The following is a 19,121-nucleotide window of genomic DNA, read 5'->3' as shown; positions in this document are numbered from 1 at the left end:
TGGTACCGCGGTCGCAGCGCAGAGGCGCTGCCGTCGTCCCCGTGCCAGACACGGCACGAGGGAGTACTGAGTTGACGAACAACTCGACCGGCAACGGATCCGATCAGACGGGCGCCGGCTATCCGCGAGTTGATCTCGGCGGCGGCAAGGCCAACACGAACGTGCGTTTCCCCGAGCTCGAGCAGCGGGTGCTCGCCGAGTGGGCCTCGGACGACACGTTCCGCGCCTCCATCGCCAACCGGGCCGATGCGCCCGAGTTCGTCTTCTACGACGGCCCGCCGTTCGCCAACGGCCTGCCGCACTACGGTCACCTGCTCACCGGGTACGTCAAGGACCTCATCCCGCGCTTCCAGACGATGCGCGGCAAGAAGGTCGAGCGCCGGTTCGGCTGGGACTGCCATGGGCTGCCCGCCGAGCTCGAGGCCGAGAAGCAGCTCGGCATCAAGGACAAGTCCGAGATCGAGACGATGGGCCTCGCCGAGTTCAACGCGGCCTGCAAGTCCTCGGTGCTGCGCTACACCGACGAGTGGCGTGAATACGTCACCCGCCAGGCGCGCTGGGTCGACTTCGACAACGACTACAAGACCCTCGACCTGGACTTCATGGAGTCCGTCATGTGGGCGTTCAAGGAGCTCCACGACAAGGGCCTGATCTACCAGGGCTTCCGGGTGCTGCCCTACAGCTGGTACGAGCAGACCCCGCTGTCGAACCAGGAGACCAAGCTCGACGACGCGTACAAGATGCGTCAGGACCCGGCGGTCACGGTCGACATGCCGCTCGTCGCGCCCGGTTCGCCGCTCGATGGCGCGAACGCCCTGATCTGGACCACCACGCCGTGGACGCTGCCGTCCAACCTGGCGATCGCCGTGCATCCCGAGATCGACTACGTCCAGGTCGAGGGCAAGGACGGCAAGCGTTACGTGCTCGCCAAGGACCGGGTGTCCCACTACGCCCGCGAACTCGGCGAGGAGCCGGCCGTGCTCTCCGAGCACAAGGGTGCCGAGCTGGTCGGTCTGTCCTACGAGCCGCCGTTCGACTTCTTCCACGGTCCCGACAAGGGTCACGCCAACGCGCACCGCACGCTCGCCGCCGAGTACGTCACCACTGACTCCGGCACCGGAATCGTCCACCTTGCACCGGCTTTCGGTGAGGAGGACATGGACTGCGCGACGGCCAACGGCATCGAGATCGTGCAACCGCTCGACGCGGGCGGCAAGTTCACCTCGATGGTGCCGCCGTACGAGGGCCTGCAGGTGTTCGACGCCAACCCGGTCATCGCCAAGGACCTCAAGGCGGCGGGCAAGCTGCTGCGGCACGAGACGATCGAGCACTCGTACCCGCACAGCTGGCGCAGCGGCCAGCCCCTGATCTACATGGCGGTGCCCTCGTGGTTCGTCGCCGTGACCAAGTTCCGGGACCGGATGGTCGAGCTGAACCAGGAGATCACCTGGGTGCCCGAGCACATCCGCGACGGGCAGTTCGGCAAGTGGCTCGAGGGCGCCCGCGACTGGAACATCAGCCGCAACCGCTACTGGGGCAGCCCGATCCCGGTCTGGATCTCGGACGATCCGGCGTACCCGCGGACGGACGTGTACGGCTCGCTCGACCAGCTGGAGGCCGACTTCGGCGTGCGGCCGACCGACCTGCACCGGCCGATGATCGACGACCTGGTCCGGCCGAACCCGGACGACCCGACCGGCAAGTCGATGATGCGCCGCGTCCCGGAGGTGCTGGACTGCTGGTTCGAGTCCGGCTCGATGCCGTACGCGCAGGTGCACTACCCGTTCGAGAACAAGGACTGGTTCGACGGCGGCACCACTGAATCGACTGACGGCACCGCCGTCGTGGAAGGCCACAACCCGGGCGACTTCATCGTCGAGTACAACGGCCAGACCCGCGGCTGGTTCTACACGCTGCACGTGCTGGCGACCGCGCTCTTCGATCGGCCGGCGTTCAAGACCGTCGCCGCCCACGGCATCGTGCTCGGCGACGACGGCCTGAAGATGAGCAAGTCCAAGGGCAACTACCCCGACGTCAACGAGGTGTTCGACCGGGACGGCTCGGACGCCATGCGGTGGTTCCTGATGTCCTCGCCGATCCTGCGCGGCGGCAACCTGGTCGTCACCGAGCAGGGCATCCGCGAGGGCTCCCGGCAGGCCCTGATGCCGCTGTGGAACGCGTGGAGCTTCCTGCAGCTGTACGCGGGCAAGCCAGGACAGTGGCGCACCGATTCGCCGAACGTGCTCGACAAGTACATCCTCGCCAAGCTGTCGGGCACCAGGGACGCGATCACCGAGGCGCTCGAGGTCAACGACATCGCCGGTGCCTGCGACGAGCTGCGGACCTTCTGCGACGCGCTGACCAACTGGTACGTGCGCCGCTCCAGGACGCGGTTCTGGGACGAGGACCGCGATGCCATCGACACCCTGCACACCGTGCTCGAGGTCGTGACCCGGCTCGCGGCGCCGCTGCTGCCGTTGGTCACCGAGGTCATCTGGCGCGGCCTCACCGGCGGACGTTCGGTGCACCTGACCGACTGGCCGGAGGCAACCGACCTGCCGTCCGATCCGGAGCTGGTCAGCGCGATGGACGAGGTCCGCTCGGTCTGCTCGACCGTGCTCGGCCTGCGCAAGGCACAGAACCTGCGGGTGCGGTTGCCGCTGCCCGAGGTGACCGTCGCGGCGGCGGACGCGGAGCGGCTGCGTCCGTTCCTCGGCATCATCGCCGACGAGGTCAACGTCAAGAAGGTCGACCTGACCGAGGACGTGGACGTCCACGGCAAGTTCGAGCTCGTCGTCAATGCGCGGGCTGCAGGCCCCCGTCTCGGCAAGGACGTGCAGACGGTGATCAAGGCGGTCAAGGCCGGGGACTGGTCCGAGGTGGACGGTGTCGTGACGGCCGCCGGCATCGCGCTGCTCCCGTCCGAGTACACCCAGCGACTGGTCGCCGCCGAGCCCGAGTCCACCGCTGCCCTGCCGGAGAACGCGGGCCTGGTGGTCCTCGATTCGGCGGTCACCGAGGAACTGGAGGCCGAGGGATGGGCGAAGGACCGCATCCGCGAGCTGCAGGACGCCCGCCGCGCGGCGGGCCTGGAGGTCTCGGACCGGATCATCGTCACGTTGCAGGTGCCCGAGGACCGGCTCGACTGGGCCGCCAGGCACCGTGAGCTGATCGCGGGGGAGATCCTCGCAACCAGCTTCGAGCTCGGCGAGGCCAGCGGTCCAGGGGCCGTCGACCTGGGCGAGGGCGCCCGGGTCGTGATCACCAAGGCCTGACAGGAACTGTCGGTGTGGCGGCGTAGGTTGCTGCCATGAGGCTTGCATCGTGACAACAGGCAAGGAGACGGTCGCGCACGTCCTGGGGCAGCTGGAGCCCCTGGACGTGCGCGCCCGCGCGATGTTCGGCGAGTACGGGTTGTACTGCGACGAGAAGATCGTCGCGCTGATCTGTGACGACACCGTCTTCGTCAAACCGAGCGAGGTGGCGGACGAGTACCTCGGTGCGGTGACATTGGCCCCGCCCTATCCGGGTGCGAAGGACTACCTGGCGATCCCGCAGGAGCGACTGGCCGACACCGACTGGCTGCACGAGTTCATCCAGCGCACCGCCGATGCGCTGCCGCAGCCGAGAAAGAAGAAGCCCCGATCGCGATGACGCTCGCACCCCGATGACCGGGCCGACCAACTCGCGCCGCTGGGTGCTGCACCTCGACATGGACGCGTTCTTCGCCTCCGTCGAGCAGCTCACCCGGCCGACGCTGCGTGGGCGGCCGGTGCTCGTCGGCGGGCTGGGCGGTCGCGGGGTGGTCGCTGGTGCCAGCTACGAGGCGCGCGCCTACGGGGCGCGGTCGGCGATGCCGATGCATCAGGCCAGGCGCATGGTCGGCGCGGGCGCGGTGGTGCTGCCGCCGCGCGGCGGCCTCTACTCGATGCTCAGCAAGACGGTCTTCGACGCCCTGCGCACCCGGATGCCGGTGCTCGAGATGATCTCCATGGACGAGGCGTTCGGCGAGCCGCAGGAGCTGGCCGGGGCCGACGCAGAAGCGGTACGGGTGTTCGCGGAGGAGTTGCGCGCGCTGATCCGGGATCGGACCGGGCTGGTGGCGTCGATCGGCGCCGGGTCGGGCAAACAGATCGCGAAGATCGCCTCCGGGCTCGCGAAACCGGACGGGGTCCGGGTGGTGACCCCCGCCGAGCAGCGCGGGCTGTTCGAGGCGCTGCCCGTCCGGAAGCTGTGGGGGATCGGCCCGGTCGCGGACGAGAAGCTGCGCAGGCTCGGGATCGAGACCATCGGCGGGCTGGCCGCCACCTCGTCGACCGAGATCGTCTCGGTGCTCGGCGCCACGCTGGGGCCGAGCCTGCATCGACTGGCGCAGGGGATCGACGACCGCCCGGTGGCCGAGCGTGCCGACGCGAAGCAGGTGAGCGCCGAGACCACCTTCGCCGCAGACCTGATGACCCTTGACCAGCTGCGTGCGGCGGTGGAACGCACCGGCGCGGCCGCGCACGCCCGGCTGCTCGGCGACGGCCGCGCGGCCAGGACCGTGGTGTTGAAGCTGAAGAAGTCCGACATGAGCATCGTCACCCGGTCGGCCACCCTGCCCTACGCGACGGCTGACCTGCAGACCCTGGTGGCCACCGCGCAGCGGCAGGTGATCGATCCGCTCGAGCTGGGCCCGGTACGACTGGTCGGGGTCTCACTCGGGGACTCACCTCCGTTCGGCAGGGCTCGTTGTTCCCCGACCTGGACCAGGGTGATGTGATGCTCATCACAGAAGAGGAGCGGCCGGAGGCGGCACCTGTGCCGATTGTCCCTGTGGTCGCGGACGCGGCTCGCTGGCGCCCCGGTCAGGACGTCGCGCACCGTGAGTTCGGTCACGGATGGGTGCAGGGCTGCGGACATGGCGTGGTCACGGTCCGTTTCGAGACCCGCTCGACCGGGCCGGGCCTCGCGCGTACCTTTGGCGAAGACGACGTCGGACTTGCCCGCGCGGACCCCGAGGCGAGCCTTCATTAAGGATCACCTTATTTTATGGTGTTCACTACTGTCACAGACAGACTTCGGTGGATGCCATAGTGGACGCAACCCCTGAATCGCTCTGAGCACCAACGAGCACCGAGAACATGTTCACCCGAGAAAAGGAAAAGCATTGATGCTCCGCAAGACCCTCATCGCCGGTGTCGCAGTGGCGGCCGCCCTCTCGCTCGCCGCCTGTGGTGACAGTGAGTCGGATCCGGCGCCCTCCACGAAGGCCGCGGCCACCACCACTGCCACCACCGGCATCGACTACCCGGCCGCGCCCTCCGCGGTCGAGCTGAACGCGATGCTGGTCAAGGGCCTCGACCCGGCCACCCCGGCCGCCGAGAAGGTCACCCTCGTCCAGGACGGCGAGTCGGACCCGGGCCTGTTCGACGCCGTGGCCGCGGCCGCCAAGCAGTCCAACGCCACCGTCACCGTCGTTGACCCGATCCTCGACAACGGCGACGGCACCCTCACCGCCACCGTCAACATGGACATCGGCGGCCAGGTCAGCGCCGGCACCGCCGGCTTCGTGGTCGAGAACGGCCAGTGGAAGCTGTCGAAGGAGTACGCCTGCAACATCGTCAAGCTGGCGAACCTCACCTCGCCTGCCTGCGTCTGACGCTCAGCTAGAACCCGACCGAATGCCGGTGCCCCGCAAGGGGTGCCGGCATTCGGCGTTTCACATGGGAGCGGCGGCGCCGACCCGGTCCGCTGCGGTGCGTGCCAGCCGCGCGAGGAGGTCCTGGCCGATCGGCTGCTGGCCGGAGGCCACCAGCTGCACGAGGGTGGAGCCGACCTGGGCGACGATCACGTCCGAGGTCATCGTGACCCCGTCGCTGGACGTCAGCAGCCGGACCGCGATCGAGGCGTCGCCCACTGCGGCCTGCTCGAGGCCGCCGAGGCGGTACTGCACCTCGAAACCGTCGGCGTCCGTGCCCCGGTACTCGGTACACCCGGAGAGGGTCTCCTGGACGCGGGCAAGCGCGCCCGCAGCGCCACCGTCCGGATAGCTCGCGGCATCGATGTCGATGCTGGTGAAGTCCGGCCCGCCGAACCTCGCAACCGCGCGCGCCGTCGACCCCGGCGCCTGGTCCGCCACCTCGCGCAGCACGGCCGCACACGCCTGCGGATCGGTGCTCGACCGGTCGGCGGCGTCGTACTCCGGAGCAGGCGGCAGACCCAGGTCCTGCACCGGATCCGCAAGGGGTGCAAAACCGGTCGGAAGGTCGGCGGTGGTGAGCAGGGCGGCCTTCAGCCGGGCAGGGTCGGTGATCGGGCCTGCGCCTGCCGTCGCCGAGGCGGTCACCTGGGCGGGCAGCGGAGGCAAGGATGAGGATGCCTCCTCGCCGCCGGATCCGCCGCACCCCGCGAGCAGGGGCAGTGCGGCCGCCGCGCAGGCCAGGACACGCGTGCCGCGCATCAACCCGCCCACTGCACGCGGTTGGTGATCGTCTGCCGAAGCGTCGTGGTGCCGTTCGGGTCGCGGTAGCTCTGGTGACCGCCGACGGTGACGTCCCCGTCGACGGGCAGCGGCTGATTCAGGTCGACGACCATGGTGCCGGTCCCCGTCATGACGTACGTGTCGATGTTGAGTCGGCTCGATTTGTCCGGCAGATCCCACACGGGCGACTCGGGAGTCTGCGTCACCGTGACGTCGACCGTGAGCCGGTCCCCGTCCCGTTCCCGCAGGGTCGCCGTCGTCACCTGGTCGAGCGCGATCCCACTCATGACCTGCTGCCGGAGGGTCCAGACCGCCCCGATCCCGATCTCCGCGTCCGGGAACGACACCGTGCGATAGACGGACTGGTAGAAGGCCTGCTCGACGGCGGAGCGGGCGATGTCCCTCGAGTCGGGGTCGGGGGCGATCCGGAGCGAGGTGATGGCCCCGGTCGGCTGCACGGTGAAGCCCGCGCCCGACCCCTCCGACTCCTTCAGGGCGTCGGACAGCCTCGGGTCCGGGGTGCCGATCGAGCCGAGCGCCAGGTCCACCTGGATCGCCGGATCGGACTGCCCGCCGCGCACGGTCGCGGTGAGCGGGGTGCGCAGCTCCGGGGTCGAGAAGTCCTGTTGGGGCTGATCGTCGATCTGCTGATACACCTGCGAGCTGGTCGTCAGCGTGGCGTGCTGCTCGGAACCGATCGGCGGGTGCACGGTGACCCGCTGACGCGGCTCCGCGCCCGGATCGAGGACCGTGGCCGTCACCGCCGAGACCGGGACGGTGACCTCGGTGGTGGACGCGGCGGCGACATCGGTGGGGCGGCATCACCGCCGGATCCGCACGCGGAGACGAGGGAGGTGAGGGCGAGGGTTGCGGCGACCAGAGCGGTCCGGGCCGTCGCCGTTGCCGGGAGGGCGGACCGAGGAGAGAACACAGGCACCAGACCAGGTTAGCCACGGTTGGGTGTGGTGGGGCCCGGCGTGCCACCGTAAGGGATGATGGCGGGGTGAGTGAAGCGGAAAATGCGGAGAACCCCGACGCCGGGGCTAGCGAGGCAACGGGAGGTGGAACCGCGGTGGCCGCCGTGCAGGCGCCGCTGAGGATGCCGATGCTGGTCGCGATCGCGGCGCTGATCCTGGGACTGGACCTGGTCACCAAGATCCTCGCGGTGCGGCACATCAAGCCCGGCGAGCCGATCGAGCTGATCGGTGACGTGGTGACGCTGACCCTGGTCCGCAACCCAGGCGCCGCCTTCTCGATGGCCACCGGGATGACCTGGGTGCTGACCCTGGTCGCGATCGGCGTGGTGATCGGCGTCATCAAGATCGGTCGGACCCTGCGGTCGCCGTGGTGGGCACTCGGCCTCGGCCTGGTGCTCGGCGGCGCGCTCGGCAACCTGATCGACCGGATCTTCCGGGCCCCCGGCCCGCTGCAGGGCCACGTCGTCGACTTCGTCTCGGTCGGCTGGTGGCCGGTGTTCAACGTCGCCGACTCGGCCATCGTCTGCGGCGCGATCCTGCTGGTCGCGCTCACCCTGTTCGGGTTCGAACCCGACGGCACCCGGGCGGGCGCCGATTCCGACGCCACCGCCGACTCCGACCTCGATGCAGGCAAGGCGGCGGGCGCATGAGGGAGACACGGTCGATGCCCGTACCGGACGGGCTCGAGGGCATGCGCGTCGATGCGGGCCTTGCCCGGCTGCTCGGCCTGTCGCGGACCGCGGTCGCCGCGCTCACCGACGAGGGTGCGGTCCTGCTCGACGGCACCGCGGTCGGCAAGTCGGACCGGCTGCCTGCGGGTGCCTGGCTCGAGGTCGAGCTGCCCGAGCCCGCGCGGCCGCTGACGGTGGAGGCGCAGCCGGTCGAGGGCATGGAGATCCTGTACTCCGACGACGACGTCGTGGTCGTGGACAAGCCGGTCGGCGTCGCCGCGCACGCGAGCGTCGGCTGGACCGGACCGACGGTCATCGGCGGGCTCGCCGCCGCTGGCTTCCGCATCTCCACCTCCGGCGCGCACGAGCGGCAGGGCATCGTGCACCGGCTCGACGTCGGTACTTCCGGCGTGATGGTGGTCGCGACGAGTGAGCGCGCGTACACGCTGCTCAAGCGCGCGTTCAAGCAGCGCACCATCGACAAGCGGTACCACGCGCTGGTGCAGGGTCACCCCGACCCGAGCAGCGGCACGATCGATGCGCCGATCGGACGGCACCGCAGCAACGACTGGAAGTTCGCGGTCACCGCGGACGGCAAGCCCAGCGTCACGCACTACGACACGGTGGAGGCGTTCCAGGCCGCCAGCCTGCTCGACATCCACCTGGAGACCGGGCGTACGCACCAGATCCGGGTGCACTTCGCGGCGCTCCGGCATCCCTGCTGCGGCGACCTGACCTACGGCGCCGACCCCCGCCTGGCGGAGCGGCTCGGCCTCGAACGGCAGTGGCTGCACGCCCGCGCGCTCGGGTTCGCGCACCCCGCGGACGGCCGCTGGATGGAGATCACCAGCGACTACCCGAAGGATCTGCAATACGCCCTCGAGGTCCTCAGGAGTGCGTGACAGGGCCGGGGCGATCGCGGCGGTCTGCTGCGCTCTCGCCCTGGCGGCGCTGGTCGTGGTGCTCGGCCTCGCCAACCCGCCGCGGCCGACGTCGATCGCGACGGACCGGCTCGGTCCGGACGGCGGCGAGGCGGTCACCGAGTATCTCGATCGGGCGGCAGGCTCCCTCGGCGGCTCCGACGCCGATCAGCACTGGGCGTTGGTCTCGCTCGGCCCCGAGGCGACCGTGGATCAGGCGTACCGCCTCGCCGACGGCGCCCGGATCTCCCAGGTCCTGTTCCGGGTGCCGATCGATCGGGTGCAGACGCCGCTGATCGTCGTGGACGTTCCCGCGGACGAGGCGGCGGTGCGCCGCTCCCCGCTGGTCGCGGCGGGCCGATCGCAGGGCTCGGCGGGGAGTGGGACCGGCAGGCCCGCATCGATGCGGTGTCGGCAGGGCGCCTCGCCGACGGGTGCGCCTGCGTGGTCGGGATGACCGTGCGCGGCGACCTCGCGCAGCTCCGCGCCCTGGCGGCGCGGCCCGGTGTCCGGGCCGTGGAGGCGCTGCCCGCGGACGCCGCGTACGGGCGGTTCGCGGTCACCCCGCTGCTGCCCGAACAGACTTCCGCCGTGGCCCCCGGCCCGGACGACGGCGACGTGCCTGCCCGGTGAAGACCTGCCCGGTCAGTCCTGCTCGGTGTGCTTGCGCAGGAACTCGATGGTCCGCTCCAGCGCCAACCGGCCGTCCTCGTTGTCGAGCTTGAACTGGTATTCGTGCCCGAGCGCCGGCTTGTGGCCGGCCGGGTAGAAGACGGTCGTCACGTCCACGTCGAGCCCGCGTAGCAGCTCGGCCAGCGGCACCGATTGGCTGTCGGTGAGCGGGTCGGCGTTGCCCCCGCTGATGTAGGTGGGCGGGAACTGCCCGGTCACGTGGAGGATCGTGGACATCTGCGCCACCGCGGCGGAATCGTCGAAGTCCTTGGTGCCGAGGGAGGACCAGACCAACTGGTCCATGGCCCAACCGAGGATTCCGGGCAGGCCGACGACCTTCCTCACGTCGTAGACGCCGCAGTTGAGCACGACGCCGCGCAGCTGGTCGGGGCGCAGCGCGGGGGTGACGCCGACCTCGCGGGCGTAGTCGGGGTTGGTGATCAGCGCCGCGAGCTGGCTCGAGAGCTGGGCCCCAGCGGAGTCGCCTGCCAGCACGATCCGCTGCGGATCCACGTGCAGCCGTTCGGCGTTCGCGACCAGGTAGGCGTGCGCGTCGTTCAGCTGCTGCACTGCGGTGGGGTAGGTCTGGTCGGGGCCGAGAGAGTAGTCGAGCGAGACCACGGTGAAGCCCGCGGCCGCGAGCAGCCGGTAGTAGGGCGCGAAGTCGGTCTTGTGGCAGGAGATCCAGCCGCCGCCGTGGGTCCAGATCACCGTCGGCAGCGGGCCCTGCGCCGCCTCGGGGAAGTAGACGTCGAGGTGGGCGTCGGGGTCCCCGTCCCGGTACTGCTGGTCCGTGACGCGCGCGACCCCGGCGGGCTCGTGTGCGCCGAGCGCCGCGGTGACGCGCGCCGCGTCCCACTCGAAGCCCCAGCGCACCGCCCTCGTGAAGGGTCGCGGGGTGACCCGCGCGACGAGCACGCCTGCCGCCGCCGTCACCGCAGGGACGGCGAGTCCGAACAGCGCGAGCCGCTTCCATCGGCCGCGGGTGCGCAGCGCAGTCGAGGTGTCGCCGACGTCGGTCATCATGGTTCCTTCCGGTGTGCGGCGTCACCCCGACGGTGGCCGCACGGACAGTCTCGCAGTTCGGCCGGGGGCTACGGCGCGGTGTGCGCCTTCAGGAACTCGACGGTCTGCTCCAGCGCCCGCGTGCCGTCCTCGTTGTCCAGGTCGAACTGGTACTCGTGCGGCAGCGCGGGCTCGTGGTCCTCGGGATAGAACACCGTGGTGACGTCGACACCGAGCCCCCCGAGCTCGGCCGCCAGTGGCTTGGACTGCTTGTCGGTCAGCGGATCGCCGTTGCCGCCGCTGATGTAGGTGGGCGGGAACCTGTCGGTGACGTGGCGCATCGACGACATCTGTCCGATCGCCGTGGAGTCCTCGAAATCGCGGCTGCCGGTGTACGCCCAGAGCGATTGGTCCGCGCCCCAGCCGACGATGCCGGACCCGCCCGTCATCTTCTCCACGTCGTAGATCCCGCAGTTCAGCACGACACCGCGCAGCTGCTCAGGTCGCAGCGCCGGGGTGATGTCGAGCTCACGCGCGTACTCGGGGTTGGTGACGAGGGCGGCCAGCTGGCTGGAGAGCTGCGCGCCTGCCGAGTCGCCCGCGAGCACGATTCGGCTCGGATCGACGTGCAGGCGCTCGGCGTTCGCGATGACGTAGGCGTGCGCGTCGTTGAGCTGGTGCACCGCTGTCGGGTAGGTGCGTTCGGGCCCGAGCGAATAGTCGAGGGAGACGACGGTGAACCCGCGCTCCGCAAGCAGCTGGTAGTACGGGGCGTAGTTCGACTTGTTGCCGGAGATCCAGGCGCCGCCGTGGGTCCAGATCACCGTGGGCAGCGGCTCGGTCGTCGTCTCGGGGAAGTACACGTCGAGGAGTGCGTCGGAGTCGTCGTCCCGGTACTGCTGATCGGTGATCGAGGCGATGCCCTGCGGGGCATGCTTCTCGAGGGCGCTGGTGGTGCTCGCCGCGTCTCGGTCGAAGACGAAACGGACGACCATGGTGCCGGGCCACGGGCTGAGCGTGAAGGCGAGGACCGCGGCCAGGACGAGCGCGAGCAGGGTACCGACGACCCAGAGGATCCGCCGCCTCCATCGCGCGCGCGGCCGGGCGCTCGGGGAGGGCGATTCGCTCTGGGTGTCGATGGTCACAGACTCTCCTCGGTGGTGGTCGGGTGCACCGGGCGCCAGTATCGCCGATCGCAGGGAAGGGTCGCGGTCAACACACCGCGGGCCGGGCTCCGCCCCGGCGCGGGTGACCGAAGCTGTCGGCCCCAGCGCCTACACTCATGTCGCTGAAAACATCGGGGCGCTCCAAGTCCTTCGAGAGCTAGAGAGGCGCGCGTGGCTGACTCGTTCGTTCATCTGCACAACCACACCGAGTACTCGATGCTCGATGGTGCGGCCAAGGTCGGTCCGCTCTTCAAGGAAGCCCAGCGGCTGGGCATGACCGCGGTCGGAATGACCGACCACGGCAACATGTTCGGTGCCAGCGAGTTCTACAACGAGGCGAAGAAGCACGACATCACGCCGATCATCGGGATCGAGGCGTACATCGCGCCGGAGTCCCGGTTCAACACCAAGCGCGTCCTCTGGGGCGACCGCAGCCAGAAGTCCGACGACGTCTCCGGTAGCGGCGCCTACACCCACATGACGATGGTCGCCGAGAACGCGACCGGCGTCCGGAACCTGTTCAAGCTCTCCTCTCGCGCCTCGATCGAGGGCCAGCTCGGCAAGTGGGCCCGGATGGACGAGGAGATCATCGCCGAGCACCACGAGGGGATCATCGCGACCACCGGTTGCCCCTCCGGTGAGGTGCAGACCCGGCTCCGACTCGGCCACGACCGCGAGGCTCTCGAGGCGGCCGCGAAGTGGCAGGAGATCTGGGGCAAGGACAACTTCTTCCTCGAGTTGATGGACCACGGACTGTCCATCGAGCGCCGGGTCCGCGAGGGCCTGCTCGACATCGGCCGCAAGCTGGGCATCCCGCCGCTCGCGACCAACGACTGCCACTACGTCACCAAGGACGCCGCCGAGAACCACGAGGCGCTGCTCTGTATCCAGACCGGCAAGACGCTCAGCGACCCGGCCCGGTTCAAGTTCGACGGCGACGGCTACTACCTCAAGTCGGCCGAGGAGATGCGGGCGATCTGGGACGACGAGGTCCCCGGAGCCTGCGATTCGACGCTGCTGATCGCCGAGCGGATCCAGCCTTACGACGAGGTCTGGAAGCACCGCGACCGGATGCCGATCTTCCCGGTACCGGACGGGCACACGCAGGCGACCTGGCTGCGCGCGGAGGTCCTGGCCGGCCTCGACCGACGCTTCCCCGACGGCCCGCCGCAGGAGTACCTCGACCGCGCCGACTACGAGATCGACGTCATCAACGAGATGGGCTTCCCGGCCTACTTCCTGGTCGTCGGCGACCTGATCAACCACGCCAAGGAGGTCGGTATCCGGGTCGGACCCGGCCGAGGATCCGCGGCAGGCTCGCTCGTCGCCTACGCGATGGGCATCACCAACATCGACCCGATCCCGTACGGGCTGCTGTTCGAGCGATTCCTCAACCCCGAGCGCGTCTCGATGCCCGATATCGATATCGACTTCGACGATCGCCGCCGCGGTGAGATGGTCCGCTACGCCACCGACAAGTGGGGCAGCGACCGGGTGGCCCAGGTCATCACATTCGGCACCATCAAGACGAAGGCCGCGATCAAGGATTCGGCCCGCGTCCAGTTCGGCCAGCCCGGTTTCGCCATCGCCGATCAGATCACCAAGGCGCTGCCGCCGCCGATCATGGCCAAGGACATCTCGGTCTCGGGCATCACCGACCCCGAGCACGAGCGCTACAAGGAGGCCGTCGAGGTCCGGGCGCTGATCGACTCCAACCCGGACGTCGCGAAGATCTACCAGACCGCCAAGGGTCTCGAGGGCCTGATCCGCAACGCGGGCGTGCACGCCTGCGCGGTGATCATGTCGTCCGAGCCGCTCACCGACGCGATCCCCGTGTGGAAACGCGCGCAGGACGGCGCCATCATCACCGGCTGGGACTACCCGTCGTGTGAGGACATCGGCCTGCTCAAGATGGACTTCCTGGGTCTGCGGAACCTGACGGTCATCGGTGACGCGCTCGAGAACATCAAGGCGAACCGGGGCATCGACCTCGACCTCGACACCATCCCGATGGACGATCCGGCGACCTACGAGCTGCTCTCCCGGGGCGACACCCTCGGCGTGTTCCAGCTCGACGGTGGCGGCATGCGCGAGCTGCTGAAGCTGATGCAGCCGACCGGCTTCGGCGACATCGTCGCCGCGCTCGCCCTCTACCGTCCCGGGCCGATGGGCATGAACGCGCACACCTCCTACGCCAAGCGCAAGAACGCGCTGGAGGAGGTCAGCCCGATTCACCCCGAGCTGGAGGAGCCGCTCAAGGACATCCTCTCGGAGACGTACGGCCTGATCATCTATCAGGAGCAGATCATGCAGCTGGCCCAGAAGGTGGCCGGCTACTCACTGGGTCGAGCAGACATCCTGCGCCGCGCCATGGGCAAGAAGAAGCAGTCGGTGCTCGAGGCCGAGTTCGAGGGCTTCGAGGCGGGCATGCTGGCCAACGGCTTCGGCGCCAAGGCCATCAAGGCGCTGTGGGACACCGTGCTGCCCTTCGCCGGGTACGCGTTCAACAAGTCGCACTCCGCCGGCTACGGCCTCGTCTCCTACTGGACGGCGTACCTCAAGGCCAACTACCCGGCCGAGTACATGGCGGGACTGCTCACCTCGGTCGGCGACGACAAGGACAAGTCGGCGATCTACCTGGCGGACTGCCGGAAGATGGGCATCACGGTGCTGCCGCCGGACGTCAACGAGTCGGAGGTCAACTTCGCCTCGGTCGGCAGCGACATCCGCTTCGGCATGGGCGCGGTGCGCAATGTCGGCGCGAACGTGGTGGCCTCGATCATCAAGGCGCGCAACGAGAAGTCGAAGTTCACCGACTTCTCGGACTACCTCAACAAGATCGACGTGGTCGCCTGCAACAAGAAGGTCACCGAGTCGCTGATCAAGGCAGGCGCCTTCGATTCCCTCGAGCATCCGCGCAAGGGCCTGTTCCTGGTCCACACCGATGCCATCGAGTCGGTGCTCGGCACGAAGAAGGCCGAGGCGGTCGGACAGTTCGATCTCTTCGGAGAGGCGGGCGGCGGCGGGGACGACTCGCTCTCCTCGGTGTTCGCGATCCGGATCCCCGAAGAAGAGTGGGAAACCAAGCATCGCCTCGCGCTGGAGCGGGAGATGCTGGGTCTCTATGTCTCCGGCCACCCGCTCAACGGCGTCGAGCACATCCTCAGGCAGCAGTCGGACACCTCGATCGCCTCGATCCTCGAGGGTGAGGTCAAGGACGGCGCCCAGGTGACCCTCGGCGGCATCATCGCCTCGGTGGACCGGCGGATCAACAAGAACGGTCTGACCTGGGCCATCATCCAGCTCGAGGACCTGGTCGGCGGTATCGAGGTGTTGTTCTTCCCGCAGGCCTACTCGGTCTACGGCATGGACATCTCGGAGGACGCCATCGTGCTGGTGAAGGCGAGGGTCTCGATCCGGGACGATCGGATGTCGCTGATCGGCAACGACCTCGCGGTGCCGGACCTGTCCGCGGTCGGGGTGGCGAAGCCGGTGGCGGTGAGTCTGCCGACGCGGCTGTGCACCGAGGACAAGGTCGGCGCGCTCAAGCAGGTGCTGACCCGGCACCCGGGCACCTCGGACGTACACCTGCGACTGATCAGCGGCGACCGCATCACCACGCTCAAGCTGGACGACAGCCTGCGAGTGGAGCCGTCCTCAGCGTTGATGGGCGACCTGAAGGCGTTGCTCGGTCCTGGCTGCCTGGCCGGCTGAGCCGGACCGGGGGAGCGCCGCGCTGCGGCAGGCCGCTCCGCATCCCTTTACGGCGTATGGCAATAATGATCGCGATTGCTTACCTCGTAAGGAGTTGAGTTGGGTGAGTGTAGTTGCAGGTCACGGCGATGCCGCCCGATCGATGGCGCTGCTGTGGCGGGCGCCCGAGGCCCCGAGATCCGCGCCGGGTCCGCGGCAGGCGCTGACCGTGGACGAGATCGTCGCGGCCGCCATCGAGGTGGCGGACGAGGCCGGGATGGCCGGTCTGTCCATGCGTGCGGTCGGCGCCCGGCTGGGGCGCACGGCGATGGCGCTGTACACCTACGTGCCGAGCAAGGCGGAGTTGGTGGACCTGATGTACGACCGGGCGCACGGCGAGCTGCCGACCCACTACGACCTCGCCGAGGGTTGGCGTCCGGCCGTCACATCCTGGGCCAGGGATCTGTGGGCGTTCTACATCCGGCATCCGTGGACGCTCACGGTTTCCTATGCGCGTCCGGTACTCGGGCCAGACGAGCAGGCCGTCCTCGAGGCGCTGGTGCGGATCCTGTTCGAGGCCGGACTGTCCGCTCGGGTCCTGCGCCGCGTCGTCGGCGCGCTGTTCCACTTCGTGCGCGGCGCCGCGGCAGCCGTCGCCGATTCGCGGCGGGCGGCCGCCGCGACCGGGATGTCGGACGATCAGTGGTGGTCGACTCGGTCCGCACTTCTGCAGCAGGTGGCCCCGGACTTCGCCGAGCGCTTTCCGATGCTGGTGCGGCTCGGGGTCGAGGCCGCCGCGGAGGAGCGGGACGCGTTCCTGGAGGACGGTCGGGCGCCGGATCTCGAGGACGAGGCGACCGAGAACTTCGCGGTCGGGCTCGACGTGCTGCTGGACGGCATCGAGCGCAACCGCTCGGCCCAGGTGGCGGTGGTCAGCGGCCGGACCGCGTGACCCTGTCGCCTGCCCAGTACAGGCGGCGCGCCCACCACACGACCACGGTTGCCGCGGCGGCCGCCAGCACGGCGGGTTGCATCGCCTGGGTGATGACGAGCAGGGCGACGAACATCAGCAGGCCCGCGGCCAGCGCCTCGAGCTTGTAGAGCGGCCATTCGGTACCCGCCAGATTCACCGAGGCGCCACGGCCGCGCGCGCTCCGGTGCGGCGTGGTGGCGAAGTCGGCGGTGGTCATGAGTTCAGGCTACTAGGAGATCGAAGTTCGGTCCAACGAACACTTGAGTTCGCCAGGCTGACTTCGGCCCGTCCGGCTGCACCGCGGTGGCCGGAGGTGTTCACTGGGGGCATGCCGCTGACAGGAGAGTACGAGCCCAGTCCGACGAAGTGGTCAGCCGATCAGGCCGCGCTGTACGAGAGCTCAGGCGGAACCAAGGGCACGACCATGCAGGGCAAACCGGTGGTCCTGCTCACCACCAAGGGCGCCAGATCCGGCAAGCTCCGCAAGGCTCCGCTGATGCGCGTCGAGCACGAGGGGGAGTACGCGATCGTCGCCTCGCTCGGCGGCGCACCGAAGCATCCGGTCTGGTACCACAACGTCGTCGCTGACCCGCACGTCGAACTGCAGGACGGCCCCGTCAAGCGGGACATGATCGCCCGCGAGGTGACAGGCGACGAGAAGGCCGTGTGGTGGGAGCGTGCCGTCGCGGTCTGGCCCGACTACGCGGAGTACCAGAAGAAGACCGACCGCCAGATTCCCGTATTCGTGCTCACCCCTCAGTAGCAGGAGGGCCGCCGTGGCCGCGGAGACCGTTGCAGACCAGATCGTGTCCCAACTCGTCGCCGCGGGCGTCCGCCGGATCTACGGCATCGTGGGTGACAGCCTCAATCCGATCGTCGACGCGGTCCGCCGCACCGGCGGCGCGGGCGCGGGCGGAATCGACTGGATCCACGTCCGGCACGAGGAGACGGCGGCCTTCGCGGCGTCGGCCGAAGCCCAGATCACCGGCGAGCTGGCTGTCTGCGCGGGATCCTGCGGGCCCGGCAACCTGCACCTGATCAACGGGCTGTACGACGCCAACAGGTCGGGGGCACCGGTGCTCGCCATCGCCTCGCACATCCCGAGCACCCAGATCGGCACCGGCTACTTCCAGGAGACCCACCCGGACCGGCTGTTCGTCGACTGCTCGCAGTACGCGGAGATGATCAGCACCCCCGCGCAGTCGCCGCGGATCGTGCACACCGCGATGCAGCACGCGCTCGGCCGGTCGGGAGTCGCGGTGATCACGGTGCCAGGCGACATCGCCGACTATCCGGCCGCGGGCACCCCGCCGACGCTGGTCAAGACGCGGCCGCCCGCGGTCGTGCCTGCCGACGCCGACGTCCGGGCCCTCGCCGACGCGATCAACGCCGCCGAGCGGGTCGCGATCTTCGCAGGCGCGGGAGTCCGCGACGCCAGGGACGAGCTGCTGGCGCTCGCCGACATCGTCGCCGCGCCGATGGGCCACACGCTGCGCGGCAAGGAGTGGATCCAGTACGACAACCCGTTCGACGTCGGCATGACCGGCCTGCTCGGCTACGGCGCCGCGCACGACGGCATGCACGGGGCGGACCTGCTGCTCCTGGTGGGCACCGACTTTCCGTACGACCAGTTCCTGCCCGACGACGTCCGCACCGCGCAGATCGACGTTGCCAGGGAAAAGCTGGGCAGGCGCACGAGCCTCGATCTGGCGGTGCACGGCGACACGGTCAGCACGCTGCGGGCGCTGAACCCCCTGGTGCACCGCAAGACCGACCGGGAGTTCCTCGAACGGTCGCTCGATCGGCACCGCACCCTGATGGAGAAGGTGGTCGGGGCGTACACCGGCTCGGTCAAGCAGCGCACGCCGATCCATCCGGAGTACGCGGCGTCGATTCTCGACGACCTCGCGGCTGAGGATGCGGTGTTCACCGCAGACACCGGGATGTGCAACGTGTGGACGGCGCGCTACCTGAACCCGAACGGGTCGCGGCGATTCCTGTCGTCGGCGCTGCACGGCTCGATGGCCAACGCGCTCCCGCACGCGATCGGAGCGCAGCTCACCGCGCCGGACCGGCAGGTGATCTCGGTGTCAGGAGACGGCGGGCTGTCGATGCTGCTCGGCGAGCTCGTCACCGTCGCGTCGTTCCGGATCCCCGTCAAGATCGTGGTGTTCAACAATTCGACCCTCGGGATGGTCAAGCTCGAGATGCTGGTCGACGGGCTGCCCGATTTCGGCGTGGACGTGCCTTCGGTCGACTACGCCGCCGTCGCGAACGCGCTGGGGATCTTCTCCCGGCGGATCGAGGACCCGGGGACATCGAGACCGGCCTGCGGGAGGCGCTGGCGCATCCGGGGCCCGCGTTGGTCGACCTCGTGACCGATCCGAATGCGCTGTCGCTGCCGCCGACGATCACCGGCGGGCAGGTCAAGGGCTTCGCCCTCGCGATGTCGAAGATGGTGATGAACGGCGGGGTCGGTGAGGCCGTGCAGATGGCGAAATCCAATCTGCGGAACATCCCCAGGCCCTCCCAGTTCGACCCCAGGGGCTGAGATGCCGGGTCGGGTCGCCGACCCGCGGGC

Annotated in this window: 12 protein-coding genes and 4 pseudogenes; 11 read left to right on the top strand and 5 right to left on the bottom strand. The window is 69.3% G+C overall.

Going from position 1 to position 19,121, the window contains the following annotated elements:
* Positions 1-71: 71 nt before the first annotated feature.
* From ileS to BTZ20_RS14945, 4 genes and pseudogenes are all read left to right on the top strand, one after another.
* Positions 72-3,275, top strand: a complete 3,204-nt coding sequence (gene ileS / locus BTZ20_RS14960; protein WP_077041921.1) for an isoleucine--tRNA ligase — start codon at positions 72-74, stop codon at positions 3,273-3,275.
* Positions 3,276-3,324: 49 nt separating this feature from the next.
* Positions 3,325-3,654, top strand: a complete 330-nt coding sequence (locus BTZ20_RS14955; RefSeq protein ID WP_077041920.1) for a TfoX/Sxy family protein — start codon at positions 3,325-3,327, stop codon at positions 3,652-3,654.
* 13 nt (positions 3,655-3,667) lie between these two features.
* A pseudogene (locus BTZ20_RS14950) lies at positions 3,668-5,016 on the top strand (DNA polymerase IV).
* A 136-nt stretch (positions 5,017-5,152) separates the two neighbouring features.
* Complete coding sequence (locus BTZ20_RS14945) at positions 5,153-5,641, top strand: hypothetical protein (RefSeq protein WP_077041919.1); 489 nt, start codon at positions 5,153-5,155, stop codon at positions 5,639-5,641.
* Positions 5,642-5,701: 60 nt separating this feature from the next.
* Here BTZ20_RS14945 and BTZ20_RS14940 read toward each other — a convergent pair whose 3' ends face one another.
* Together BTZ20_RS14940 and BTZ20_RS14935 are read right to left on the bottom strand one after the other, a co-directional pair.
* Positions 5,702-6,442: a sensor domain-containing protein gene (locus BTZ20_RS14940; RefSeq protein WP_077043732.1), complete on the bottom strand. Its 741-nt coding sequence runs from the start codon at positions 6,440-6,442 to the stop codon at positions 5,702-5,704.
* A pseudogene (locus BTZ20_RS14935) lies at positions 6,442-7,271 on the bottom strand (hypothetical protein); the annotation flags it as partial. The gene BTZ20_RS14940 and the pseudogene BTZ20_RS14935, both read right to left, overlap by 1 nt.
* A 291-nt stretch (positions 7,272-7,562) precedes the next feature.
* Between BTZ20_RS14935 and lspA the strand changes: the two are divergent.
* The 3 genes and pseudogenes from lspA (at position 7,563) to BTZ20_RS14920 (ending at position 9,664) form a co-directional block, all read left to right on the top strand.
* A complete protein-coding gene (gene lspA / locus BTZ20_RS14930) occupies positions 7,563-8,090 on the top strand; it encodes a signal peptidase II (protein ID WP_223263799.1) in 528 nt (175 codons plus the stop codon).
* Positions 8,087-9,013, top strand: coding sequence for an RluA family pseudouridine synthase (locus BTZ20_RS14925; protein WP_077041916.1), 927 nt, complete (start codon positions 8,087-8,089; stop codon positions 9,011-9,013). The genes lspA and BTZ20_RS14925 overlap by 4 nt, the downstream gene beginning before the upstream one ends.
* A gap of 13 nt (positions 9,014-9,026) precedes the next feature.
* Positions 9,027-9,664 (top strand): annotated as a pseudogene (locus BTZ20_RS14920) (hypothetical protein).
* A gap of 12 nt (positions 9,665-9,676) precedes the next feature.
* Here BTZ20_RS14920 and BTZ20_RS14915 read toward each other — a convergent pair.
* Entirely contained in the window at positions 9,677-10,726 is a 1,050-nt protein-coding gene (locus BTZ20_RS14915) for an alpha/beta hydrolase (RefSeq protein WP_077043731.1), read from the bottom strand.
* 71 nt (positions 10,727-10,797) lie between these two features.
* Positions 10,798-11,853: an alpha/beta hydrolase gene (locus BTZ20_RS14910; RefSeq protein ID WP_223263350.1), complete on the bottom strand. Its 1,056-nt coding sequence runs from the start codon at positions 11,851-11,853 to the stop codon at positions 10,798-10,800.
* A gap of 192 nt (positions 11,854-12,045) precedes the next feature.
* Between BTZ20_RS14910 and dnaE the strand changes: the two genes are divergently transcribed.
* Both dnaE and BTZ20_RS14900 read left to right on the top strand, forming a co-directional pair.
* Positions 12,046-15,588: a DNA polymerase III subunit alpha gene (dnaE, locus tag BTZ20_RS14905; RefSeq protein WP_077041915.1), complete on the top strand. Its 3,543-nt coding sequence runs from the start codon at positions 12,046-12,048 to the stop codon at positions 15,586-15,588.
* Between the two features lie 103 nt (positions 15,589-15,691).
* On the top strand, positions 15,692-16,519 hold the full coding sequence (locus BTZ20_RS14900; protein ID WP_077041914.1) for a TetR/AcrR family transcriptional regulator: 828 nt from the start codon (positions 15,692-15,694) through the stop codon (positions 16,517-16,519).
* Here BTZ20_RS14900 and BTZ20_RS14895 read toward each other — a convergent pair.
* A complete protein-coding gene (locus tag BTZ20_RS14895) occupies positions 16,500-16,757 on the bottom strand; it encodes a hypothetical protein (protein ID WP_077041913.1) in 258 nt (85 codons plus the stop codon). The genes BTZ20_RS14900 and BTZ20_RS14895 overlap by 20 nt on opposite strands.
* 111 nt (positions 16,758-16,868) lie before the next feature.
* Here BTZ20_RS14895 and BTZ20_RS14890 point away from each other — a divergent pair, with 111 nt between their 5' ends.
* Positions 16,869-17,303, top strand: a complete 435-nt coding sequence (locus BTZ20_RS14890) for a nitroreductase family deazaflavin-dependent oxidoreductase (RefSeq protein WP_077041912.1) — start codon at positions 16,869-16,871, stop codon at positions 17,301-17,303.
* 13 nt (positions 17,304-17,316) lie between these two features.
* A pseudogene (locus BTZ20_RS14885) lies at positions 17,317-19,091 on the top strand (pyruvate dehydrogenase).
* Positions 19,092-19,121: the final 30 nt, after the last annotated feature.

It is taken from the genome of Rhodococcus sp. MTM3W5.2 (genome assembly GCF_001984015.1).
GTDB lineage: Bacteria > Actinomycetota > Actinomycetes > Mycobacteriales > Mycobacteriaceae > Rhodococcus_G > Rhodococcus_G oryzae.
Note: the sequence above shows the minus strand (reverse complement) of the source record. Positions and strands in the feature narration are given on the sequence as shown.

What these genes read in the sequence shown, in the direction of transcription:
- BTZ20_RS14925 (WP_077041916.1), top strand. Translation starts at nt 8,087, where the DNA reads ATGAGGGAGACACGGTCGATGCCCGTACCGGACGGGCTCGAGGGCATG.
- BTZ20_RS14890 (WP_077041912.1), top strand. Translation starts at nt 16,869, where the DNA reads ATGCCGCTGACAGGAGAGTACGAGCCCAGTCCGACGAAGTGGTCAGCC.
- lspA (WP_223263799.1), top strand. Translation starts at nt 7,563, where the DNA reads ATGCCGATGCTGGTCGCGATCGCGGCGCTGATCCTGGGACTGGACCTG.
- BTZ20_RS14895 (WP_077041913.1), bottom strand. Translation starts at nt 16,757, where the DNA reads ATGACCACCGCCGACTTCGCCACCACGCCGCACCGGAGCGCGCGCGGC.
- BTZ20_RS14945 (WP_077041919.1), top strand. Translation starts at nt 5,153, where the DNA reads ATGCTCCGCAAGACCCTCATCGCCGGTGTCGCAGTGGCGGCCGCCCTC.
- BTZ20_RS14915 (WP_077043731.1), bottom strand. Translation starts at nt 10,726, where the DNA reads ATGACCGACGTCGGCGACACCTCGACTGCGCTGCGCACCCGCGGCCGA.
- BTZ20_RS14940 (WP_077043732.1), bottom strand. Translation starts at nt 6,442, where the DNA reads ATGCGCGGCACGCGTGTCCTGGCCTGCGCGGCGGCCGCACTGCCCCTG.